This is a genomic window from Rhodococcus spongiicola, assembly GCF_004011835.1.
Lineage (GTDB): Bacteria > Actinomycetota > Actinomycetes > Mycobacteriales > Mycobacteriaceae > Prescottella > Prescottella spongiicola.
In genome coordinates, this window is the sequence record NZ_RKLN01000007.1 from 55,601 (window position 1) to 78,691 (window position 23,091).

At 65.9% G+C, this 23,091-nt stretch carries 19 protein-coding genes; 7 read left to right on the forward strand and 12 right to left on the reverse strand.

Annotation, left to right across the window (positions count from 1 at the left end; all coding sequences use genetic code 11):
• The first annotated feature begins 17 nt into the window (after positions 1–17).
• The 3 genes from EF834_RS16995 to dnaE all read left to right on the forward strand — a co-directional run bounded on the left by EF834_RS16995 (position 18) and on the right by dnaE (position 5,298).
• On the forward strand, positions 18–686 hold the full coding sequence (locus EF834_RS16995) for a hypothetical protein (protein WP_127948562.1): 669 nt from the start codon (positions 18–20) through the stop codon (positions 684–686).
• Positions 687–793: 107 nt separating this feature from the next.
• Positions 794–1,690: an EamA family transporter RarD gene (rarD, locus tag EF834_RS17000; protein WP_127948414.1), complete on the forward strand. Its 897-nt coding sequence runs from the start codon at positions 794–796 to the stop codon at positions 1,688–1,690.
• A gap of 74 nt (positions 1,691–1,764) precedes the next feature.
• Complete coding sequence (gene dnaE, locus EF834_RS17005) at positions 1,765–5,298, forward strand: DNA polymerase III subunit alpha (RefSeq protein WP_127948415.1); 3,534 nt, start codon at positions 1,765–1,767, stop codon at positions 5,296–5,298.
• Positions 5,299–5,316: 18 nt separating this feature from the next.
• Here the strand turns inward: dnaE and EF834_RS17010 are convergent, their stop codons facing one another.
• From EF834_RS17010 to EF834_RS17025, 4 genes are read right to left on the reverse strand one after another with little or no spacing between them, the layout of a single operon-like run.
• A complete protein-coding gene (locus EF834_RS17010) occupies positions 5,317–6,228 on the reverse strand; it encodes a DUF5995 family protein (RefSeq protein WP_235871277.1) in 912 nt (303 codons plus the stop codon).
• A complete protein-coding gene (locus EF834_RS17015; RefSeq protein ID WP_164874167.1) occupies positions 6,225–7,253 on the reverse strand; it encodes an ABC transporter permease in 1,029 nt (342 codons plus the stop codon). Before EF834_RS17015 ends, EF834_RS17010 begins: the two co-directional genes overlap by 4 nt.
• On the reverse strand, positions 7,250–8,188 hold the full coding sequence (locus EF834_RS17020) for an ABC transporter ATP-binding protein (protein ID WP_235871278.1): 939 nt from the start codon (positions 8,186–8,188) through the stop codon (positions 7,250–7,252). Before EF834_RS17020 ends, EF834_RS17015 begins: the two co-directional genes overlap by 4 nt.
• A 28-nt stretch (positions 8,189–8,216) precedes the next feature.
• A complete protein-coding gene (locus tag EF834_RS17025) occupies positions 8,217–8,471 on the reverse strand; it encodes a hypothetical protein (protein WP_127948417.1) in 255 nt (84 codons plus the stop codon).
• A 164-nt stretch (positions 8,472–8,635) separates the two neighbouring features.
• Here EF834_RS17025 and EF834_RS17030 point away from each other — a divergent pair, with 164 nt between their 5' ends.
• Both EF834_RS17030 and ilvA read left to right on the forward strand, forming a co-directional pair.
• The gene (locus EF834_RS17030; protein WP_127948418.1) at positions 8,636–9,073 is read left to right on the forward strand and encodes a nitroreductase family deazaflavin-dependent oxidoreductase; all 438 of its coding nucleotides are present in this window, start codon (positions 8,636–8,638) and stop codon (positions 9,071–9,073) included.
• A 71-nt stretch (positions 9,074–9,144) separates the two neighbouring features.
• Positions 9,145–10,509, forward strand: coding sequence for a threonine ammonia-lyase IlvA (gene ilvA, locus EF834_RS17035; protein ID WP_127948419.1), 1,365 nt, complete (start codon positions 9,145–9,147; stop codon positions 10,507–10,509).
• Here ilvA and EF834_RS17040 read toward each other — a convergent pair.
• Positions 10,502–11,056, reverse strand: coding sequence for a TetR/AcrR family transcriptional regulator (locus EF834_RS17040; RefSeq protein ID WP_127948420.1), 555 nt, complete (start codon positions 11,054–11,056; stop codon positions 10,502–10,504). The genes ilvA and EF834_RS17040 overlap by 8 nt on opposite strands.
• Positions 11,057–11,171: 115 nt before the next feature.
• Between EF834_RS17040 and EF834_RS17045 the strand changes: the two genes are divergently transcribed.
• Positions 11,172–12,686 (forward strand): MFS transporter, encoded by a 1,515-nt coding sequence (locus EF834_RS17045; RefSeq protein ID WP_127948421.1) that lies wholly within the window; start codon positions 11,172–11,174, stop codon positions 12,684–12,686.
• Between the two features lie 28 nt (positions 12,687–12,714).
• Here EF834_RS17045 and EF834_RS17050 read toward each other — a convergent pair whose 3' ends face one another.
• From EF834_RS17050 to treZ, 5 genes are all read right to left on the reverse strand, one after another.
• Positions 12,715–13,260, reverse strand: coding sequence for an LpqN/LpqT family lipoprotein (locus EF834_RS17050; RefSeq protein WP_127948422.1), 546 nt, complete (start codon positions 13,258–13,260; stop codon positions 12,715–12,717).
• Complete coding sequence (locus EF834_RS17055) at positions 13,253–13,858, reverse strand: hypothetical protein (protein ID WP_127948423.1); 606 nt, start codon at positions 13,856–13,858, stop codon at positions 13,253–13,255. The genes EF834_RS17050 and EF834_RS17055 overlap by 8 nt, the downstream gene beginning before the upstream one ends.
• Before the next feature lie 428 nt (positions 13,859–14,286).
• Entirely contained in the window at positions 14,287–15,288 is a 1,002-nt protein-coding gene (locus tag EF834_RS17060; RefSeq protein ID WP_235871279.1) for a WXG100 family type VII secretion target, read from the reverse strand.
• On the reverse strand, positions 15,285–15,578 hold the full coding sequence (locus tag EF834_RS17065; RefSeq protein WP_235871280.1) for a hypothetical protein: 294 nt from the start codon (positions 15,576–15,578) through the stop codon (positions 15,285–15,287). The genes EF834_RS17060 and EF834_RS17065 overlap by 4 nt, the downstream gene beginning before the upstream one ends.
• A gap of 125 nt (positions 15,579–15,703) precedes the next feature.
• Positions 15,704–17,461, reverse strand: coding sequence for a malto-oligosyltrehalose trehalohydrolase (treZ, locus tag EF834_RS17070; RefSeq protein WP_127948424.1), 1,758 nt, complete (start codon positions 17,459–17,461; stop codon positions 15,704–15,706).
• A gap of 171 nt (positions 17,462–17,632) precedes the next feature.
• On the opposite strand from treZ, the gene EF834_RS17075 reads away from it, so the two are divergent.
• The gene (locus EF834_RS17075; protein ID WP_127948425.1) at positions 17,633–18,484 is read left to right on the forward strand and encodes an SAM-dependent methyltransferase; all 852 of its coding nucleotides are present in this window, start codon (positions 17,633–17,635) and stop codon (positions 18,482–18,484) included.
• A 50-nt stretch (positions 18,485–18,534) separates the two neighbouring features.
• Here the strand turns inward: EF834_RS17075 and treY are convergent, their stop codons facing one another.
• Complete coding sequence (gene treY / locus EF834_RS17080; RefSeq protein ID WP_127948426.1) at positions 18,535–20,916, reverse strand: malto-oligosyltrehalose synthase; 2,382 nt, start codon at positions 20,914–20,916, stop codon at positions 18,535–18,537.
• Positions 20,913–23,030 carry a glycogen debranching protein GlgX gene (gene glgX / locus EF834_RS17085; RefSeq protein ID WP_127948427.1) on the reverse strand — a complete coding sequence of 706 codons (2,118 nt, stop codon included), beginning with the start codon at positions 23,028–23,030 and terminating at the stop codon, positions 20,913–20,915. The genes treY and glgX overlap by 4 nt, the downstream gene beginning before the upstream one ends.
• Between the last annotated feature and the right edge of the window lie 61 nt (positions 23,031–23,091).

Consider the following 23,091-nt stretch of genomic DNA (forward strand, 5'->3'; position numbering starts at 1 on the left):
ATTCGAGTCACGTGAAATTGGGGTCGCGTCGGTGGTCGGTTGTCCTCGCGACGGTCGTCCTGGCCGGCGTCGTCGTGGGGTTGGGGGTGGCGAATCCGGTCCCGGCGGCCAGGATTTCGACCGACCGACTGGGACCGGACTCCGGTGAGCAAGTGTCCGAATATCTCGACCGTGCTCACAGGACGCTGGAGGCCGACCCGGACGCCGACCCCGAGGCCGAGCACTGGGCACTGGTGTCCCTGGACACGCCGATCGCGCCGACGCAACTCGTCGAGGTCGCAGGCGACCTCAGGATCGCGCAGGTGCTGTTCAGGGTGCCGTTGGATCGGGTGCAGACGCCGCTGGAAACCGTCCCCGTCGCGGCGAATCCGACGGCGGTGTTGCGTGCCCCGACGGTGGCCGCGGCGCGTCAGCAAGCATCGGTTGTCGGGGACGACCGGCAGTCGCGAGTCATGGCGTACTCGGCCGCGCAACTGGCCGAGGGCTGTGCATGCGTCGTGGCGGCCACGGTCCGCGGTTCGCTGGAACAGTTGCAGAACCTGGCCGGCCGCCCCGGAGTGCGGGCGGTGGAGGCGCTTCCCGCCGATGCGGTGGCCGGTGCATTCGCGGTCAGCCCGCTGCTGCCTACCCAGACGAGTTCGGTCCTGCCGGGGCCGGACGACGGGCCGGTGCCTGAGATGGGCTGACGGGACGTCAGCGCGAGCCGCGTGGTTCGGTGCCGGGACTATCCTGGCGGAACGTGAGACCCCCGCGGAGCTCGGGACCTCGGTCCCACTCAGACGAGTCCACCGGAATGCTCTCCGGAGTGGGCGCCTACCTGATCTGGGGAATCGGCCCGGCCTTCTTCGGTCTCCTCGATCGCGCGGGCTCGCTCGAAGTACTGGCCCACCGGATGCTGTGGACGGTGGTCCTGATGCTCGCCCTGCTCATGGTGCTGGGAAGGCTCGGCTCGCTGAGGGGAATGGGTGCGCGCACGTGGGGCCTGGTGGCGGTCGCGACCTTCGCGATCGCGATCAACTGGGGCGTCTACATCTATGCGATCGCCTCCGGTCAAGTGGTCGAGGCCGCACTGGGGTACTTCATCAACCCGCTCGTCAGCGTCCTGCTGGGAGTCGTGCTGTTCCGGGAGCGGCTGCGTCCGGTGCAGATCGTCCCGCTGGTACTGGCCGCGGTTGCGGTGGCCGTCATCACCATCGACTACGGACATCCGCCTTACCTCTCGCTGGTATTGGCGCTCTCGTTCGCGTCGTACGGAGCGATCAAGAAGGTGATACCGCTCGATCCGCGGACCAGCCTGACGGCAGAGGGGGTCGTCGCGGCACCGTTCGCGATCGCCTACCTGATCGTGCTCGCCGTCGCGGGCACCGGCTCGTTCTTCGGCACCGGCGTCGGGCACAGCTTGTTGCTTCTCGCCGCCGGGCCGTTCACGGCCTTGCCGATGCTGCTGTTCGGGATAGCGGCGCAGCGGATTCCGTTGACGACACTCGGCGTCCTTCAGTACCTGAACCCGGCGATGCAGATGGTGTGGGGCGTGGTCGTGATGCACGAGGTGGTGCCGCCGTCTCGGTGGGTTGGGTTCATCTTGATCTGGGTGGCACTCGTCGTGTTCACCACCGACGCGGTGGTTCGGGCACGGCGGGAACACAGCGACCGGCCGCGGCACGCCAAGACCGTCGGTGCGAGGGCATAGACTCAGGCACTGCCGGATCCGCCGGTGCTCCCACCGTGCTCGAACACAGGGGGCCCATGTACAGAGAGGTACGCGTGGCTGACTCGTTCGTTCACCTGCACAATCACACCGAGTACTCGATGCTCGACGGTGCGGCAAAGGTCGGCCCGCTCTTCAAGGAAGCCGAGCGGCTCGGCATGACCGCGGTCGGCATGACCGACCACGGCAATATGTACGGCGCCAGCGAGTTCTACAACATCGCCAAGAAGCACGGCATCAAGCCGATCATTGGCATCGAGGCGTACGTCGCGCCCGAGTCGCGGTTCAACACCAAGAGGGTGCTGTGGGGCGATCCCAGCCAAAAGTCCGACGACGTCTCCGGCAGCGGCGCCTACACCCATATGACGATGGTCGCCGAGAACTCGACGGGTCTGCGGAACCTGTTCAAGTTGTCGTCGCTCGCCTCGATCGAGGGGCAGCTCGGCAAGTGGCCGCGTATGGACGAAGACCTCATCGCCGCTCACGCCGAGGGCATCATCGCGACCACAGGGTGCCCGTCCGGTGAGATCCAGACGCGTCTGCGGCTCGGTCACGAGCGTGAGGCGCTCGAGGCCGCCGCGAAGTGGCAGGAGATCTGGGGTCGGGACAACTTCTTCCTCGAGTTGATGGATCATGGCCTGTCGATCGAGCGTCGGGTGCGTGAGGGTCTGCTCGAGATCGGCAACAAGCTGGGGATCCCGCCGCTGGCAACCAACGATTGCCACTACGTCACCAAGGACGCCGCCGAGAACCACGAGGCGCTGCTGTGCATCCAGACCGGCAAGACCCTCTCGGACCCCACGCGGTTCAAGTTCGACGGTGACGGCTACTACCTGAAGTCGGCCCAGGAGATGCGGGCGATCTGGGACTCGGAGGTTCCCGGCGCGTGCGACAACACGATCCTCATCGGTGAGCGGGTACAGCCGTACGAGGACGTCTGGCAGCACCGCGACCGCATGCCGATCTTCCCGGTGCCAGAGGGGGAAACGCAGGCCAGTTGGCTGCACAAGGAGGTCATGCGGGGACTCGACCGGCGCTTCCCGGGTGGGCCGTCGCCCGAGTACGTCGAGCGTGCCCAGTACGAGATCGGCGTCATCAACCAGATGGGCTTCCCGGCCTACTTCCTGGTCGTCGGTGACCTGATCAACCATGCCCGCGAGGTCGGCATCCGCGTCGGGCCCGGTCGAGGCTCGGCCGCGGGTTCGCTCGTCGCATACGCAATGGGCATCACCAACATCGACCCGATCCCGCACGGCCTGCTGTTCGAGCGGTTCCTCAACCCTGAGCGGGTATCGATGCCCGATATCGACATCGACTTCGACGATCGCCGCCGCGGTGAGATGGTGCGCTATGCCACCGAGAAGTGGGGCAGCGACAAAGTCGCCCAGGTCATTACGTTCGGCACCATCAAGACCAAGGCCGCCATCAAGGACTCGGCGCGGGTGCAGTTCGGCCAGCCCGGTTTCGCGATCGCCGATCAGATCACGAAGGCGCTGCCGCCGCCGATCATGGCCAAGGACATCTCGGTGTCGGGCATCACCGACCCCGAGCACGAGAGGTACAAGGAGGCCGCGGAGGTCCGCGCGCTCATCGAATCCAATCCCGATATCGCGAAGATCTACGAGACTGCCAAGGGACTCGAGGGCCTGATCCGCAACGCCGGTGTCCACGCGTGCGCGGTCATCATGTCGTCAGAACCGCTCACGGACGCGATCCCGGTGTGGAAGCGCCCCCAGGACGGGGCGATCATCACCGGCTGGGACTACCCGTCGTGCGAGGCCATCGGCCTCCTCAAGATGGACTTCCTCGGCCTGCGCAATCTCACGGTCATCGGCGACGCGATCGAGAACATCCGGGCCAACCGAGGCATCGATCTGGACCTCGACACCCTCCCGATCGACGATCCGGCGACGTATGAACTGCTCGCGCGCGGTGACACGCTGGGCGTGTTTCAGTTGGACGGCAGCGCCATGCGTGACCTGCTGCGGCGCATGCAGCCCACTGGTTTCGAGGACATCGTCGCCGTCCTCGCGCTGTACCGGCCCGGTCCGATGGGCATGAACGCGCACAACGACTACGCCGATCGCAAGAACGGCCGGCAGGAGGTCAAGCCGATCCACCCGGAACTCGAGGAGCCGCTGAAGGACATCCTCGAGGACACTTTCGGCCTGATCGTCTACCAGGAGCAGATCATGCAGATCGCTCAGCGGGTGGCCGGATACTCGCTCGGAGAGGCCGACCTCCTGCGCCGCGCGATGGGCAAGAAGAAGAAGGAGATCCTCGAGGAAGCCTATGAAGGCTTTCAGCAAGGCATGCTCGAGAACGGTTTCTCGCAGCCGGCGGTCACCGCGCTGTGGGACACTGTTCTGCCGTTCGCCGGGTACGCGTTCAACAAGTCGCACGCGGCGGGCTACGGCCTGGTCTCGTTCTGGACCGCGTACCTCAAGGCGAACTACCCGGCCGAGTACATGGCCGGCCTGCTCACCTCCGTCGGTGACGACAAGGACAAGGCCGCGGTCTATCTGTCGGACTGCCGGAAGATGGGCATCACGGTGCTCCCGCCGGACGTCAACGAGTCACGGGTCGACTTCGCATCGGTCGGTCAGGACATCCGGTTCGGGCTCGGGGCTGTGCGCAATGTCGGCGCCAACGTGGTGTCGTCGATCATTGCCGCCCGTGAGGAGAAGGGGAATTTCACCGACTTCTCCGACTACCTGAACAAGATCGATGCGCTGGCGTGTTCGAAGAAGGTCACCGAATCCCTCATCAAGGCAGGCGGATTCGATTCGCTGGATCATCCGCGTAAGGGCCTGATGCTGGTGCACGCCGATGCGATCGATGCCGTGATGGGCACCAAGAAGGCCGAGGCGATGGGCCAGTTCGACCTGTTCGGCGGCGATGCCGACGAGTCGATCGCCTCCGTGTTCGACGTCAAGGTTCCCGAAGAGGAATGGGACGGCAAGCACAAGCTGGCCCTGGAACGCGAGATGCTGGGTCTGTATGTGTCCGGGCATCCCCTCAACGGCATCGAGCACGTACTCACCGCGCAGTCCGACACCTCGATCCCCACCATCCTGGAGGGCGAGATCAAGGACGGTACGCAGGTGACCATCGGCGGCATTCTGGCGTCGGTCAACCGACGGATCAACAAGAACGGCCTGACCTGGGCGTCTGCGCAGCTCGAGGACCTCTCCGGTGGCATCGAGCTGCTGTTCTTCCCCCAGGCGTACTCGGTCTACGGCATGGACGTCGTCGAGGACTCCGTGGTCCTGGTCAAGGCGCGGGTGTCGGTTCGCGACGACCGGGTGTCTCTGATCGCCAACGACCTTGCCGTACCTGATCTTTCGGCAATAGGTGTTGCCAAGCCCGTTGCCGTCAGCCTCCCGGTCCGGCAGTGCACCAAGGAGAAACTCGGCGCGCTCAAGCAGGTCCTCTCGCGCCATCCGGGAACCGCGGACGTCCACGTTCGGCTGATCGGATCGCGAGGGACGTCCGTGTGGAAGGTCGACGAGGTGTTGCGCGTGGAACCGTCCTCGGCGCTGATGGGCGACCTCAAGGAGCTGTTCGGCCCGAGTTGCCTGACCGGCTGACGACCGAACCCCGCCCCGTCAGAGCCCGCCGAGATCGGACAGAACCTGCAAAGCCGTGTCGGTGGTGCGCCACAATCCGTCGATTTGCTGCTCCGTCGCCGTTCGCGCCTGCGGGTTCTGCAGGGCGAATCCGTGCGCGAGTGTGATCGTGTTGTAGCCGCTGTCGGCCGCACGGAGCAGCGTCCGCGACGGTTGATCGTTGCCCGCCAGTAGGTCGAGTCCCTCACCCACGAAGTAGAACCGCCACAGTGGTCCGAGATCGCCGTCGTAGAGCGACTTGGTGAGCGTTACGATCGAATCACCCTTGACGGCAATCGAATCGACGATCCGGTAGAACTCGGGGATGTTCTCGGGGTTGGTACCAGAGGAGTCGACGGCGTGCGCGAGATCGACGGTCAGGTGGGCGTTGTAGCCGGCCATCGCGACACGTGCCGGGCTCGACGAACACTGCTTGGTCAGGGCGAAATAGTTCGCCCACGCTGGGTCGGTCGGCGCGCCGGTGAACTCGGCGTGGACGTTGCGGAGGTACCGCGCGAGCAGGTCATAACTGACCTCCGGTGACCAGGTGCGGTCCGGGAGAGCCACCGGGTCGCGCTGCAGCGGTAGTACCGCTTCGTATTCGACCGCGTTCAGGCCGATCGAGAACAGTCCACGCCAGTCTCGGTGCGCGACAAGGATCTCCGTGATGCGGCGGTGCCGGTCGACGGCAGCCTCGAGCCGCACCAGGCCGGAGCCGGTCAGGGTGGAGGTATCGCTGAGCTCGACCACTTCGTCAATCGCGTTGGCACTCAGTGGTGTTCCGCATGCAGCCGCCCTCGTGGTATCGGGAGCCGCGTGGCCGGGGGAGGCGGAGACATGGCCGGGGGAGAGGAGGGCGAGGGCGGTGATGGATACGATGGCCGTTGCGCCACCGGACAGGCGGGCCCTCATGCGACCCGCATGCCGGCTGGGAGCCGGCCCATCGGGGTTCGCAGTCGGCGGCGACCGGCTGCGATCGCGACGGCGACCACGGCGCCTTGGACGCCCAAGCCCAGTGGCCAGATCGGTCCAGGTTGTGCCTCGGCGTCACCCGACCGGGGCAGGCACGGCAGGCCCTCGAGGCCGCCGCGCTGCGCATCGCGAACACGCGAGCTGATCGTGCCCATTACGCCGAAATCATCGGAGACACCCGGTGGACCTGGAACGGCGTCGGAGACGACGACGAACGGATTCGCAGCCAGCATCCAGGAGGTTCGTTCGGTGTGCATGAAGGTTTGCGACGTCGTCTCCGTCTGACTGCACACGTACTGACCGCCGTCGGGCCCCGGGGACCATCCTTCCACCCGTGGAAGTCGAATCTCGTCAGCCGACAGGGCTGAACTCAAACCGAACGCGATCGGGGTGCCGACGGTGAACGCCGCAACCAGCAGGTACGTCGCCGTCACCGCGAACAGGGGGCGGTGCGAGCGAGCCGAGATGCCGACCCCGATCGCGCACATCAGCCCCAACTCGACGGCCACCATCAGCACGAACACAGGAAGGCTCGCGATGTGGACGCCACCCCGACTCATCGCCCATACGAGTGCGGGCAGGGCGGCCGCGAGAAACGCCAGGGATACGGCCCATGCTGCGATCCACTTGCCCCACAACAGTTGTCCGGGGCGCAGGAGGGTGTTCTGCAGAATCGCGAGCGTTCCAGCTGCCCGGTCACCACTGATCGAGTTGGCCGAGAAGGCCGGGACGACGAGGAGGGCGAATAGCAGTACGAATCCGACGACGAGCTCGAAGACGAACTGGCCCGCCATGTCATTGGCAGCTGTGGTCGCGTCGGCGAGGGCTGCGACGGCAGAGATGAGTACGAACCAGGCCACGAGGAGCACGTACCATCCACGGGTGCGCAGACGCTGCCGGAACTCGAGCCCGAACACCGTCAGGACACCGTCGAGGTAGTTCGGTGAGGGTCGCGTGCTCGTCACAGGCTTTCCTCCTGCATGTTCAGGTACGTCTGTTCCCAGGTGCCGGTCGACGGGCCGAAGGAGGTAACCGAGACACCTGCGGCCACCAGGTCGCGCAGCACGGTGGCTGCCTCGGATTCGTTCTCGACAACGATCACGCGGTCCCCGGGGCGCCTCTCGGTGGAGGTATCGAGCCTGCGTGCGTCCCGCTGCAGTACGGCGTCGAGTGCTTCCGAGTCCAACGCCCTGACGGTGAAACGTCGGACCTGGGCGCCGGCTTCGGCGACCGTCTGGGTGCGCACTGTGCGCCCGTCGGCCACGAACACAGCGCGGTCCGCGGTTTCGTCGAGGTCGGCCAGGACGTGAGAACTGACTACTACCGTGCATCCCGCGGCTGCCAACCGGCGCAGCAGAACCCGCAGTTCGATGCGGCCACCCGGGTCGAGGCCCGACGCGGGTTCGTCGAGCAGCAACACTCGCGGGTTGTTGACCAGCGCGCGGGCCAGGGAGAGTCGTTGCTGCTGCCCGCGCGAGAGAGCGCGGGCGGGGGCGTCGGCGAGGTCTTCAAGGTTGACGGTGTGAAGTAGATCGTCCGCCCGCCGCCGCGCCCCCGCGGGCGCGATTCCGTAGAGACGGCCCATGGCGACGAGAATCTCGCGGGCGGTCAACGACTCCCACGTCCCGAGTGTGTCGGGCATCCAGCCCAACACGGCTCGCACCGCGGAGGTATCGGTGAGCGGGTCGAGACCACAAATCTCGATCGTGCCGTGGTCGGGGCGCAGGAGTGAGGCCAACATCAGCAACAGGGTCGTCTTGCCGGATCCGTTGGGTCCGATAAGTGCGGTGACCTCACCGGGCTCTGCGACGAAATCCATTTCGTGGACGGCTTGGACGTTGCCGAACGCGCGGGCCAACCCCCTAGCGCGGATGCCTGTGTCGGTGGTCGGTGCGATCACCGACCGAACACTACTGCCTCTTGGAGAGTCAGGACGATTGCGACGCGGATTCGGGCTTGCGATCCGCGAGCACGACGCGACGCACCCACCACACGACGACCGCCGCGCCGGCCGCCGTCAGCACGGCGGTCTGCAACACCTGGGTCGAGGCGAGGACAAGGACGAAAACAAGGAATCCGGCGGCGATCGCCTCGAGCTTGTAAAGCGGCCATGCGGTACCGGCGACATCGACGGTGGCGTACCCGTCGGGGCGGGCGCGCCGGGAGAGTGCCGTAGTGGTCATTTCGTGCACCTCTCTCGCGCATTGTTTCGGTACGTCCGGTCGATCTGTTCAGAGTAGCGATACTGACAAGTTCGGTCCACCGAATACCCGGATGCGATTGGGGGAAATCACTCTATTGGGACATCGGGTAGTCCAGACGTCTTGCAAGGTGTTGACTCGATGCCATGCCAATCATCGGTGAATACGAACCCAGCCCGTCGTCGTGGTCCGCGAACCAGGTTGACCTCTACGAACGTTCCGGTGGTACGGAGGGAACGACGCTGGAGGGCCAGCCGGTTGTCATCCTGACCACCAAGGGGGCCAAATCCGGCAAGGTTCGCAAGACCCCGCTGATGCGCGTCGAGCACGACGGTCAGTACGCGGTGGTGGCGTCTCTGGGCGGTGCCCCCAAGCATCCGGTCTGGTACCACAACGTCGTTGCGAACCCGCTCGTCGAGCTGCAGGACGGCCCGGCAAAGCAGGACATGACGGCGCGAGAGGTCACCGGAGACGAGAAGGCCGAGTGGTGGGCGCGCGCGGTCGAGGTGTGGCCTGAGTATGCGAATTACCAGAAGAAGACCACACGAGAGATCCCAGTCTTCGTGTTGACACCGAAGAAGTAGAGGGTCGACCGCGGTCGGCGACGCGGCGGGTCGGTTGCGCGTGGGCGCGCGCGTAGTGGGAAAATGCGTGGGTGCCAAACTCGCCGGAACTCGCAGAACTGAAGGTAACCCCGTCCGCGCTGACCGCGGACGAGATCGATGCCGCCGCCGAGCGAATTGCGCACATTATCGACGCGACGCCCCTCCAGCTCAGTGAGCGGCTGTCGGCGCTGACCGGAGCTCGGGTCTACCTCAAGCGCGAGGATCTGCAGGTGGTCCGCTCCTACAAGCTGCGCGGCGCCTACAACTTGATCACACAGCTCAGCGGTACCGAGCGCGCCGCCGGAGTCGTCACGGCCAGCGCGGGCAACCACGCTCAGGGTGTCGCGTTCGCGTGCCGCACGATGGAGATCCAAGGACGCATCTACGTCCCGGCCAACACCCCGAAGCAGAAGCGCGACCGGATCATGGTGCACGGTGGCGACTTCGTTCAGCTCATCCCGACCGGGGAGACGTACGACGCCGCCGCGGCGGCGGCCGCCGCCGACGTCGAGCGGACCGGGGCGACGATGGTCCCGCCGTTCGACGATGCCCGTACCGCCGCCGGTCAAGGCACCATCGCAGCCGAGATCCTCGAACAGTTGGGGCAGACGCCCGACAGTGTCGTCGTCCCGGTCGGTGGCGGTGGGTGCATCGCAGGCATCGCCACGTACCTGCGCGAGCGCGCACCCCGGACCGCGATCGTCGGTGTGGAGCCGGTTGGCGCGGCGTCCATGACCGCGGCCCTGGTGGCCGGCGGTCCGGTCACACTGCCCGACGTCGAGCCGTTCGTCGACGGCGCCGCCGTCAGGAGGGTCGGAGACCTGCCGTATGCGGTGGTGTCGGACCTCGGCGCAAGTGTCGTCTCGCATGCCTCGCTGCCGCTGGTGGCAGGTACGCGTGCGGGCCGCCTGCCCGGAAAGGGGTCTGCGAACTTCGTGATGACGCAGGTCGACGAGGGGGCGATCTGCACCGCGATGCTCGAGCTGTATCAGAACGAGGGCATCATCGCCGAGCCGGCGGGGGCGCTTTCGGTCACAGCGCTCGGTCAGCTCGACCTCGAACCGGGCAGCATCGTCGTGTGCCTGATCTCGGGCGGCAACAATGACGTCTCCCGCTACGGCGAGATTCTCGAGCGATCGCTCGTGCACCTAGGGCTCAAGCACTATTTCCTCGTGGACTTCCCACAGGAGCCGGGGGCGTTGCGCGGGTTCCTCGACGAGGTGCTCGGGCCGGACGACGACATCACCTTGTTCGAGTACGTCAAGCGCAACAACCGTGAGACGGGTGCGGCGCTGGTCGGAATCGAGCTCGGTTCGGCCGACGCCCTGCCGGCTCTGCTCGATCGGATGAGCAATTCGCGCATCCAGGTGGAGCAACTCGAGCCGGGGTCGCCCGCGTACCGCTACCTCACGTAGCGGGGTCGTCGCCCTCGGGCTGGTTGGTTCCGAGCAGACGGTTCACCACCTTGCGGTGGAGGTCCCGGTCCGGCTGGGGCAGTCCGAGCAGAGCGGCGAGGTAGATGCCGTCTCCGACGAGCCGGACAATCTCGGCCTGGACTGGGTCGTCGATTTCAGCGGCAAGCCCCGCATCCCAGGAATGCATCACGTCCGCGACGGCCTGCTGGACCTCGTCGTGTCTGCCGTCGGCGCTGCGCATCGCGGCGAGCATCGAGCGGAACAGCGCGATCTCCTCATCCGACTCGGTCTCGGGGCACTGGAGGTAGATCTCGGACACGGTGCCTCCCCTCGAGACGGCGTCGGCCAGTTGTCGGTCGGAGCGTTCGCCGAGTCGACGCACCATTGATGCGAGCAGGGATTCCTTGGTGGGGAAGTGGTACAGCAGTCCACCCTTGGAAACCCCTGCCGCTGCCGCGACGCCCTCGAGGGTGACCTGGGCGACACCGACGTCGAGCAGAAGTCGTTCGAGGGCGTCGAGGATGCGATCACGTGTGTCGGAAACCATATCGTGCACTGTACCGGCTGGACGGTCGGCTGCTAAGCTGATCCGCAACTGTACCGGCCGGACGGTGAAGATCCTGATGCTTCGCGTCTATCGATCAGGAGTAGGAAGTGGATGCATGTCAGTGAGCATGGTGCGGGACCGTCACGAGGTGACGGCGAGTCGGAAGGACTGGCTCGGGCTGGTCGTGCTCGCCTTCGCGGTCCTACTCATCGCGGTGGATGCCACCGTGCTCGACCTCGCGCTGCCGTTCATCAGCGAGGACCTGACACCGAGCAGCACCCAGTTGCTCTGGATCATCGACGTCTACTCCTTCGTCCTCGCCGGTCTGCTCGTCACGATGGGTACCCTCGGCGACCGCATCGGTCGTCGGAAACTGCTGCTCATCGGTGCTGCCGGGTTCGGCCTGGCGTCCCTGATCGCAGCATGGGCGTCGAGTCCGGAGATGCTGATCGGAGCCCGTGTGCTGCAAGGTGTCTCGGGCGCGACACTCATGCCCGCCACTCTCGGTCTGATCCGCGCGATCTTCGTCAACCCGCGCCAGCGCACCACCGCCATCGGTGTGTGGGCTGCCATGGCCGGCGGCGGCGCAGCGGCCGGGCCGCTGATCGGCGGCTGGCTGCTCGAGCACTACTGGTGGGGTGCGGTATTCCTGATCAACATCCCCGTGATGATCGGCCTCGTGGTCCTCGGCCCGCTCGTGATCCCGGAGTCCAAGGATCCGAGGCCGGGTCGATTCGACCTGACCAGCGCGGGACTCGCGATGCTCACGACCGTGCCGATCGTGTACGCGGTCAAGGAAACGGCGGTGCACGGCCCAGACTGGGGACTGACCGGGATCGGGGTCATGGGCGCGATCGCGGGCTGGATCTTCGTCCGACGCCAGCGGACGCTCGACCATCCGATGATCGACCTGTCGCTGTTCGCCCGACCGGCCTTCTCCACGGCGGTCCTGACGAATCTTCTCTCGGTCTTCGCTCTCGCCGGCATCCTGTTCTTCGGCTCGCAGTATCTCCAGCTGGTGCTGGGATATCGCCCTCTCGAAGCCGGATTGCTGATGCTCCCGGGCATGGTGGTCAGCGCATTCGCCTCGCTGGTTGCGGCGTGGCTGGTGCGATGGTGGGCGCCGGGGCGCGTGCTGGGGGCCGGCCTGGTGGTCGCCGCGTTCGGTGCGGCCGCCATGATGATGCTGCGTCCCGACGGCGGACCGCAGGCGTTCGTCGTGGGGTTCGTACTGGCTGGTGCGGGTGTCGGAATCGCGCTCACCCTGACGAATGACCTGGTGGTCAGCTCGGTCGAGCCGGCGCGGGCGGGCGCGGCATCCGCGGTCTCGGAGACGGCCTACGAACTCGGCATCGCTCTCGGTACCGCAGTACTCGGCAGCGTCGTGCTCGGGATCTTCCGGCGCGGCATCGACATCTCGGGACTGACGCCCGACCAGGCGCACGTCGCCCAGGACACCCTCGGCGGCACGGTCGGGCTGTCACACTCGCTTCCGCCGGACCAGGCCACCGCCCTTGTGGATTCGGCACAGTCGTCCTTCGTGGACGGTATGCATCTCGCGGCCGGGTCCACGGCGATGGTGCTCCTCGTGACCGGAGTCCTGGTGGTGCGGCTGCTTCGGCAACGCTGAGGGTCTGCGGGTCCCCTGGTGGGTCGGTTCAGCTGGTGGTGACGGTCAGTCCGAGGTTGATCACGGTGACGTCGACGTCGAGGTCGTCGGCCTGGTCGAGCAGTGTGGTCACGGTCAACTGTGTCAGGTACTGGTGGGGTCCGTCGTTGACGACGGTGTAGCGGGTGGTGGCGGACAGCGTCCACTGCTCGACCGTGTAGACGCCCCGGACGAATACCGATGGGTGGCCCTGATAGGGAACGTGATTCGACTCGTATTCGCGCCAGTCGGGAAGGCGTCGGGAGTCGGCGAAGGCACAGTTCAGCAGTTGTTCGGCGTCGACTGTCGTGGAGAGTTTGCCGTGTAGGAGCACCGCGTTGGGACACCAACTGTCTTTGATGTGGGTGGGATTGACGAGGGCGGTGTAGGCGCCGGGTACCGCCTCGGGTGGGGCTGGGACCCATCCAGGGAGTTGCGGGATCGCCACGGTCACCGGCGCGGTGGTGTCCGGGTGACATGGGGTACAGGTCACCAGTTGGGCCTCGAGGTATTCCTGCACGGTCATCGTGTCCGACCCGGTGGGAAATTCAGGCATCGGGCGCCGTCTTCTTTGCCAGTCTTGCGGCGCGGAATCGTTCGCGCAGCGGTGGGGGCGTGAGGAGTTCGCGGGCGTCGGGCCGGGCGACGATTCCGCGTTGGTCGGGGTTGTCCTTCAGGAAGCGAAGCAGGGCGAGGAGGGTGTTCGGCTCGGCGACGAGTTGATAGGCCATCAGGGTGATCTCGTTCTCGCCGTCGAATTTCAGTTGCTGCCCGGCGGGAATGCGCGTCGACGACTGCAGTGTGATCCGGGGGTTACGTGCCTCGGTCCATCCGGCCCCGGTGACCAGTTCGTCGGCCGCAATGTGTGCGATGTCCTCCCACCGGAGGAAGGCGTCGTAGGTCTTGAAGGAGAGTCCGCGCCACTGCCGGACGTGCCGGCGGACGCCGGTCGGGTAGATGCTGACGGTGGTAGGCAGTCGAATGGCCAGGAGAAACAGGGCAACGACTAGTGCGACGCCACCGCAAATCCCCATGTAGTTGGCCCCCGAGTTGGTCTCGCGGCCAAAGGGCAGCAGCGTTTCGCCGATCCCCAGATACCAAGCGACGGTGGTCGACAGCCCGCCCACCGCGGTACCACCAAGCATGGTGATCATTGTCGCGTACTGGAGACGTTCCTTGGGGATCCGAATACCCTTTCCGTATCGGACATCGCGGCAGGCTGCGATTCTGCTCGGCAGTCCGATTGAACGAAACCCAGTACGGCCCAAGTACCCAACGGTCACTGCCGCGAACATTATCGTGAGTACCGTGAATCCGACGACCAGTGTGGGTTGGTCCTCATTGGCGGCCTTTACCGAAGCGAATACCCCGAGACAGGCGAACGCGGCAAGGAATACGGCTACGAGGAGCTGTCCGTATCGAAGGGATTGTGGCCACTGCCACTCTGGATGACCGCTGGGTAGTTCTTGCCTGATCGTGGGGTTGTTGCTCAAGTTTCTCATTCCCATCCTTGGACATTCTCGAACGACGCCATTCCGTATGGAACGTGAAGTTTCCGAGCCGGCAGCGCCCGGATACGGCACTAGTCCCAGGCCCACTGGAGAAGCTTCGACCCACCCCATGCCGCGAACCCGCCAACGACCGCTCCCGCAACCAGGCCGACGGCCGTGCCTGCACCTGGAACTACCGATCCTGCAGCGCCTCCTGACATTGCGCCGGATGCAATCGAGCTGGCAATGGCACCGAACGCGAAACCTGCCGCTGCACCGGCTCCTTCGGTGACGACGGCCTTGGTCGGATCCATTCCGCCTTTGATGTCATTCGCGATGGCGGGAACGGTGCCGATAACGGCACCGAACGGGCCCAGGCCGCGCCCGATCGTCCGCGCCACGTCGTCCGCCGAGGCAGCTGCGGCGCTGGTTAGGGCCGTACCGGTCTTGTCGGCCACCACCCCGATCGTGGATGCGGCGACGGTGGCCGGCCAGTCCGGTTCCCACGAGAACCCGCCGTCGTCTCTGTCGACGACATTGCCTGGCATGACCGCCAGCCCCGCTTGTTTCAGCCCATCGACTGCGGTCTGGATGCGAGCGGCCGCGTCGACCGCAGACTCGTCTGCCTGCCTCAACGCATCGGCGACGACGAGGGTGAGTTCGGCGGCCTCCTGCAGGATTCGCAGCCGGACAGCCTCTCGGCTGTGCTCCGGGGCCAACACAACCCAGGCGACTTTGCCGGTCGGGTCGACCCACCCGTCGTCCTCGACAGCGAATCCGCGTGCGCGCGCATCCGCGACGACGGAAACCAGATGTGATCGCGCCCCGTCCACGATTGCCGCCGCTTCCCGAAACTGCGCGGCCACTTCCTCGAGAGCGCCGGCCACGGCCCGGCCCAACGATTTCTCCTGCACCACCCGTTCGGCCGCGACGGTGGCCGCCGCGCCGTGCCAGGTTTCGGCGAGCGCATCCTGTTCGGCGGCCACGGAGTCGAACTGTCCGTCCAGTCCGGTGACGATCGCGTCGATGCCCTCGGCCGTCGTTCGGAGCGACTCGGGCGTCCAGCCGGTGACCTCGGAGACGGTCAGGCTCACGCCGGAACGTTCATCGCGTGCAGCATGCCGGTGAAGTCTGCCTCGGAGACTTCGTACTCACCGGCTGTGCCGTGCGCGATCTCGGAGATCTCAGTCAGCCGGGAATGGAGGTTGCCCAACGCTGCGCCGGTCGCCTCGAGGCCGGCGACGCACACCTTGGCGAACTCGGTCCCCGGCAGCGCGGCCTCGGAGTCCGCGAACGGAGTGCTCACATCGGTGCCGATGATCGTGTCGGCCACATCGGTGATCGCTGTAGCGAACCGCCGCAGCATCTCGGCATCGACGTTCAACGAACTGCCCCCCTCGAATGAGTCACTCAGCCAGACAACGTAGCAGTGCTGTGTACCGGTGGGCGGGCACGGCCCCGGGACCGGTGGACAATGCACCCTCCAACCAGGCGCCCCCACACGCGTCGTCACCGACGACTTGTACCCACCCGGATAGGGGCAGCGTCGAGCACGGCGAACGAGTGACCGGGCAGCACGATTGCCGACGCCGTCTCGTCGACCTCCGGTTCGTCCCACCACAGCAAGGGGACGCCACCGACCGGTACCGTCACCGAGCCCGGGCCCAGGTTGCACACGATCCGTAGGTCCCCCCGGATCAGCGCGATCCAGCGCTCGTCCTCGTCGTACTCCACCTTGAGATGCTCGAGCCACGGGTCGGTGAGGTCGGCGCGGCTGTGCCGCAGCGAGATCAGCCGGCGATAGCAGTCGAGCAGTCGAGCGTGGGTCGGTTGCTGCGGCTCGGTCCAGTCGAGCTTCGACCGCAGGAACGTTTCGGGGTCCTGGGGATCGGGGATGTCGTCGGTGCTCCAGCCGTGCTCGGCGAACTCGCGTCGTCGTCCCTGTGCCGTGGACTCTCCGAGTTCGGGCTCGGGGTGGGATGTGAAGTACTGGAACGGTGTTCGTGCACCCCATTCCTCGCCCATGAACAGCATCGGTGTGTACGGCGAGCACAGCACCAGCGCTGCCTTGACCGCGAGCTGCCCGCTGGTGAGGTACTCGCTCGGCCTATCGCCGGTCGCGCGGTTCCCGATCTGATCGTGGGTGCATGTGTACGCGAGCATTGCGTCGGCGGGAATTCTTCGAATGTCTATGGGGCGACCATGATTGCGACCTCGGAATGTGGAGTAGGTTCCGCTGTGGAAGTAGCCGTGGAGGAGGGTGTGCGCCAGCGCCTGAAGGGAGCCGAAATCGCCGTAGTATCCCTGACGCTCGCTGGACACCGCGGCGTGGATCGCGTGATGGACATCGTCGTCCCACTGCGCGCTCAGTCCGTACCCGCCGGCAACCCGGGCCGTGATGATCTTGGGGTCGTTGAGGTCGCTCTCCGCGATGAGTGTGAGCGGCCTTCGTAGGTGCGTCGACAGGGTGTGGACCTCGATCGACAGTTCCTCGAGCAGGTGGGTGGCGCTGTTGTCGACGAGCGCGTGCACGGCGTCCAGGCGAAGTGCGTCGATGTGGAACTCGCGGAACCAGCGCAGGGCGTTCTCGATGATGAACCGGCGGACCTCACCGCTGTCCTTGTCGGACAGATTGATGACGCGGCCCCATGAGGTCGCGCCGTCGGCGAGGTACGGCCCGAACCTGTCGAGGTAGTTGCCGGAGGGTCCGAGATGGTTGTAGACAACGTCCAGCACAACCGCGAGACCACGGCCGTGGCACGCGTCGACGAACCGTTGCAGACCGTCGGGTCCGCCGTATGCCTCATGGACCGCGTACCAGAGGACGCCGTCGTATCCCCAGTTGTGGGTGCCGTTGAACGCGGCGACCGGCATCAACTCGACGAAACTCACGCCGAGTTCGACGAGATGATCGAGTTTCTCGATCGCGGCATCGAACGTGCCTTCCGAGGTGAACGTCCCGACGTGAAGTTCATAGACGACGCTGCCGGCGAGTTGGCATCCCGTCCACATGGTGTCGGTCCACCCGGCGGGATCGAGGTCGTGCAGTTGCGAGAGGAGGTGCACGCCCTCGGGCTGGCGCGGCGACCGCGGATCGGGGAGCACCGTCGGGGACTCGTCGAGCACGAAACCGTACCGCGCCCCCAGTTCGGCGTCGACATCGGCACGCCACCACCCGTCGGGTGAGCGGCTCATGTCGTGTTCGGTCCCATCGACATGGACGCGGACCGATCGGGGAATCGGGGCCCAGACCTCGAATGTGTGCACGTGATCAGCATGCACCGAGTGCATGCATACCGCACCGGTCTGAGCGGGTGCGGTTTCGGTCACAGGCCAGGTGCGGTTTCGGTCATTCGGAGGACAATCGACGATGGACCGAACCGGAGCCGACGACGTTCCAGAGTCGACAAGGTTCGACAAGGTTGAGGAGATGCTGCAATGAACCAACCTCGTGGAGTGGGCGTGACAGCGGTCTTCGTTGCCGCGGCGCGCGCCCTCGAGAGCGCGCGAGACGATCGATTGTTCAACGACCCTTGGGCAGGCGAGTTCGTCCGCCATTCGGGTTGGAATCCACCGACGGACGAGCTTGACGACTCCAGTCGCGATGAGTTGGCAACCTGGGTGGCCGTGCGCACGAAATTCCTCGATGACTTCGCGCTGGATTCCGTCGACACCGGATGCGGGCAGGTGGTTCTACTCGGGGCTGGACTCGACACACGCGCGTTCCGACTGCCATGGCTTCGGCAGGTCAACGTCTACGAACTCGACACACCCGACATGGTGGATTTCAAGGCAGCTGTGCTGGGTGACACCACCCCGGAGGTGGCAGTACGGGTAGTCGTGCCGGTCGACCTCCGCGAGGACTGGCCGGCGGCGCTCCGCGACGCAGGATTCCGGTCGGACATCCCGACGGCGTGGATCCTGGAAGGGTTGCTGCTGTATCTGCCCGACGATGCGGTCGCCACGCTGATGGACGGCATCGGCAAGTTGTCGGCTCCCGGGAGCGCAATAGGCGCGTCGATCACCAACGTCGACCCTACGGCGACGATGAGTGACGCGCACGTGGTTCGTGACACCTTGATCAGTCGGGAAGGATGGCTGTCCTTGCTGCACTGGAACGGTCCTGAGGACCCAGTGGCCTGGTTCGGCTCCCACGGCTGGCGTGCGACCGCGTTGCCGACCGAGGAACTCGCGCAGCGGTACGGGCGGACGATGCCCGACAAGTCCGTGCTGACACAGGTGCGGCCCGGGGTCCGGTGGTTGGTCTCCGCCGTGCGGAACCAGGACTAGGAAAACACGACTAGGAAAATACCCAGAGTCGCCACGTCGCACTGTGACGCTCACGGGCAATCCAGTCGGACCAGTAGAGCAACCGGCAACCGATCGAACACCTTCGACAGCGGGGTGGATCCGGAGTACAGCTCGCCGGTGAGGCGATCGAACCAGCTACCAGTGGGAAGCGCGACGCTCGAACTGCCCCAGCCGGTCTCGTGCAGGCTGACGCTGTGCCGGGTCGCCAACGCGATGACGTCGGAGGCCGTGTCTGCGGGGCCCCTGGCGAATCCGAGTAGGTGGTCCCGGGCCGACCCGACGCCGAACACCGGCCGGTAATGGCCGCCGACGAAACTGTCCGGACGTTCCCGGCGCAGTCGGAGCGCCACACGCGTCACTTGCATCTTCGTGGCCCCGGAATCGTCGATCGGTGGCACCTCGACACCGGGGGTGTCCAACGACTTGAGCAGGGTGCGGCGGAGCTCATAGTCCACGGGTCGACGATTGTCGGGATCGACCAGCGAGTCTTCCCACAGCTCGGTGCCCTGATAGACGTCCGGGATGCCAGGTCCGCAAAGTTGCAGGAGTTTGCGGCCCATCGCGTCCGACCAGCCGTGCGGCGCGAGTTGGCGCGCCACGAGCCCGATGCTGCGACCGACCGGACCGTCGAGCACCCGGTCGACCCATCCGTGCACGGCGTGTTCGAAGTGCCGGTCGATCTCTGTCCACGACGTGCGAGTCCCGGCTTCACGAATGGACTTCTCGGCGAACCGGTGCAGCCGGTCACGGAACTCGTGCGAAGGGGCCTCACCGGCGTCGTCAACTGGCCAGATGCCGAACATGTTCTGCCACAAGAACAATCCGGTCACGCCGTCGGGGCTGGGCGTCGACATCTCCCAGTCGGCGACGCAGCGCACCCACAGTTCCGGCACCTGGGAGAGCACGCCGATTCGGGCCCGGACATCCTCGCCGCGCTTGGTGTCGTGCGTCGACAGGGTGGTCATGGTTCGTGGCCACCGGCGGGCCCGTTCGGCGGCCCGCACGTGGAACTCGGCGGGCGCGATACCGAACCGGCCCGGGTCGCCACCCACTTCCTGGAGCGACACGAGCCTGGCCGTGCGGTAGAACAGGCGATCTTCGACGGCCTTCGCGGTCACAGCGCCACATACCTGCTCGAAACGCGTCCGCGACTCCGTACCCACGATGAGTGCGCCGGCAAGTGTCGTCATGGCGGCTTCCCACTCGGGATGAGCGTCGAGGACGTCCGCGATCATGCGGGGCAGGGCGACGGCGAGCGTTGAGTAGTCCGTGCGGTATGCCGGTGCCGACGCCAAGAGCTCGGCGAGTGCGTCGCGCAGTGCGTCCGGGTTGCAGAAGGCCGGTGAGTCTCGCAGGATCGCGCGCGACAGTCTCCGCACCTCGGGTGCCAGGTCGGTGCAGGCCGCCAGTCTCCTCAGGTCAGTTTCGTTGCTGTGCAGCCACTCCCGATTCCCTGGTGCGCCCGCACGTGCGGCGAGTTCCGTGAGAGTCGCGGCGCCGGACCGATCGAGGAAGACGCCGTCGTACTCGGCGAGCGCGTCGTAGCCGGTGGTCCCGTCCACCGGTAACGTCGGATCCAGGGGTTCGTCCGCGGCGAGGATCTTCTCGATCACCAGTAGGCGGTCAGGTCCGATCAGCCCGCGAAGGCTCGTCAGGTATTCGGCGGGGTTGCTCAACCCGTCCGGGTGATCGACGCGGACGCCGTCGACGAGTTCGTCCCGGAGCCAGGACGAGAACTGGTGATGAGTCGTGTCGAAGACGCGTGGATCTTCCTGCCGAACCGCGGCCAGGTCGTTGATCGCGAAGAATCTCCGGTAGCCGACCTTCCCGTCGCGCCATCCGACCAGTCGATACGACTGACGGTTGTGCACCTCTCGCGGGTCTGCATCCTCGGTCCCCGGGGCGATCGGGAACCGCAGGTCGCCGACGGCGAGCAGGGGGGTGCCGTTGGTCCGGTCGATCCGCAGCGTGTTCAACTCGGAAACGTCCGCGAGCACCGGCAGCGCGATTCGACCATCAGCACCGTTGTCCTCGCGCCAGTCGACGTCGAAGAAGCGTGCGAAGGGTGAGCGTTGGCCGTTCGTCAGCACGTCCCACCACCAGCGGTTCTCGTTCGGCTTCGAGATGCCCATGTGGTTGGGCACGAGGTCGACGATCAGCCCCATGTGCCTCTCACGTAGTTCCGCGGACAGGGCCACCAGCGCTGCGCGGCCTCCGAGTTCCGTCGAGACGGTGGTCGGGTCGGTGACGTCGTAGCCGTGCGTCGATCCGGATGTCGCGGTGAGGATCGGTGACAGGTACAGATGCGAGACGCCGAGGCGGTCGAGATAGTCGGCGAGGCGTCGGGCGTCGTCGAGCGTGAACGAATCACCCCGCAGTTGGAGTCGGTAGGTAGCGGTGATCGGCTTCATGTCGCTCTGTCCCGACACAGTACCAGCAGAGACCGGGACGGGACCGAGAGTGTCTCATCCGATGTCGTCGCGAGATCTGTTGCCCCGGTGGGGGAGTCGGTGTCGAGCACGCCTACCCATCGGGTGTCGGAGTCGTCGAGGGGAACGGTGAATTCGAGGTCCTCGTCGTGGGCGTTGAAGAACAGCAGGAACGAGTCGTCCACCACTCGATTGCCACGCCGGTCCGGTTCGGGGATCGCGTCACCGCCCAGATACACGACGAGGCCCCTGCCGAACTCGCTGCCCCAGTCCTCGGCGGTCATCTCCCTGCCCGACGGGGTGAGCCACGCGATGTCGCGGCGGTGCTCGCCGTGAGTCGGGCGGCCCGCGAAGAACCGGCGTCGCCGGAACACCGGGTGCGCGGCCCGCAGTGCGGTCGCCCGCCGGGTGAAGGCGAGCAGATCGGTGTTCGACTCGCGGAGCGACCAGTCCATCCACGACAACGGCGAGTCGTGGCAGTAGGCGTTGTTGTTGCCGTACTGGGTGCGGCCCATCTCGTCACCGTGAGCGAGCATCGGGGTGCCCTGACTGAGCAGCAACGTCGCCAGGATGTTCCGCCGCTGGCGGGCCCGCAGCGTGAGGATCCTGGGATCGTCGGTGGGGCCCTCGACACCGCAGTTCCAGGAGCGGTTGTAGCTCTCGCCGTCTTGGTTGTTCTCGCCGTTGTCCTCATTGTGCTTCTCGTCGTACGAAACGAGGTCGGTGAGAGTGAACCCGTCGTGCGCGGTGACGAAGTTGATGCTCGCACCGGGGCGGCGTCCGGTGGCCTCGTACAGGTCCGACGATCCGGTCAGCCGGGATGCGAACTCACCGAGAGTGGACGGTTCGCCGCGCCAGTAATCGCGAACGGTGTCGCGATACTTGCCGTTCCACTCGGTCCACAGACCTGGGAAGTTGCCGACCTGGTATCCGCCCTCGCCGACGTCCCACGGCTCGGCGATCAGCTTGACCTGACTGACCACCGGGTCCTGTTGAACCAGGTTGAAGAACGCGGAAAGCCGGTCCACGTCGTGTAGTTCACGTGCCAGTGTCGACGCGAGATCGAAGCGGAACCCGTCGACGTGCATCTCGGTTACCCAGTAGCGCAGCGAGTCCATGATGAGTTGGAGTGTGTGCGGATGACGGGCGTTCAGGCTGTTTCCGGTACCGGTGTAGTCCTTGTACAGGGCCGGATCGTCGTCGTCGAGTCGGTAGTAGGCAGCGTTGTCGATACCACGGAAGACGATCGTCGGGCCGAGGTGATCGCCTTCGGCGGTGTGGTTGTAGACGACGTCGAGGATGACCTCTATCCCGGCCTCGTGGAACGTGCGGACCATTGTCTTGAATTCGGTGACCACCCCACTGGGCTTGGTCGCCGAGGAGTATTCCGTGTGCGGCGCCAGAAATCCGACGGTGTTGTAGCCCCAGAAGTTCCGCAGCCCTTGGTCCAGCAGGACCTTGTCGTGCATGAACTGGTGCACTGGCATCAACTCGATCGCGGTGACGCCCAGCGATCGCAGATGACCGATCACCTCGTGATGGGCCAGTCCGGCGTAGGTGCCGCGCAATTCTTCCGGCAACTCTGGATGCGTCGCGGTCATGCCCTTCACGTGCGCCTCGTAGATGAGAGTCTCGTGGTAGGGCGTGCGTGGCGGCCGATCCGCACCCCACTCGAAGAAGGGGTTGATGACCACCGTCGTCATGGTGTGGCCCAGGGAGTCCTCACCGTATGTGTAGAGCGACGGATGGTTGTCGAAGGTGCCGTCGAATGCCTTACCGTACGGGTCGAGCAGCAGCTTCGACGGATCGCAGCGCAGGCCGGCCGACGGGTCGTACCGACCGTGCACTCGGAACCCGTAACGCTGTCCCGGGCCGACCGACGGCAGGTACGCATGCCAGACGTATCCGTCCACCTCGTCGAGTGGGAGTCGTGTCTCCGCACCGTCCTTCGCAATCAGGCACAATTCGACCGTGTCAGCCACCTCGGAGAACAGCGAGAAGTTCGTGCCACCGCCGTCGTAGGTGGCGCCGAGGGGGTACGCGCTGCCCGGCCACACCTCGACCCGCGGGCTTCCCGACGGATCGTTGCGCTCCATGCTGGGAAACCTTAGCCGTTCGGTGACCGGTTCTCTTGCGGGACGAGATCGGCGGAATCTC

Coding starts and splice junctions, on each gene's coding strand:
- EF834_RS17055 (WP_127948423.1), bottom strand. CDS start 13,858: ATGATCACCATGCTTGGTGGTACCGCGGTGGGCGGGCTGTCGACCACC.
- EF834_RS17075 (WP_127948425.1), top strand. CDS start 17,633: ATGAACCAACCTCGTGGAGTGGGCGTGACAGCGGTCTTCGTTGCCGCG.
- EF834_RS17045 (WP_127948421.1), top strand. CDS start 11,172: ATGTCAGTGAGCATGGTGCGGGACCGTCACGAGGTGACGGCGAGTCGG.
- treY (WP_127948426.1), bottom strand. CDS start 20,916: ATGAAGCCGATCACCGCTACCTACCGACTCCAACTGCGGGGTGATTCG.
- EF834_RS17030 (WP_127948418.1), top strand. CDS start 8,636: ATGCCAATCATCGGTGAATACGAACCCAGCCCGTCGTCGTGGTCCGCG.
- EF834_RS17010 (WP_235871277.1), bottom strand. CDS start 6,228: ATGAGGGCCCGCCTGTCCGGTGGCGCAACGGCCATCGTATCCATCACC.
- EF834_RS17025 (WP_127948417.1), bottom strand. CDS start 8,471: ATGACCACTACGGCACTCTCCCGGCGCGCCCGCCCCGACGGGTACGCC.
- rarD (WP_127948414.1), top strand. CDS start 794: ATGCTCTCCGGAGTGGGCGCCTACCTGATCTGGGGAATCGGCCCGGCC.
- EF834_RS17040 (WP_127948420.1), bottom strand. CDS start 11,056: ATGGTTTCCGACACACGTGATCGCATCCTCGACGCCCTCGAACGACTT.
- EF834_RS17050 (WP_127948422.1), bottom strand. CDS start 13,260: ATGCCTGAATTTCCCACCGGGTCGGACACGATGACCGTGCAGGAATAC.
- glgX (WP_127948427.1), bottom strand. CDS start 23,030: ATGGAGCGCAACGATCCGTCGGGAAGCCCGCGGGTCGAGGTGTGGCCG.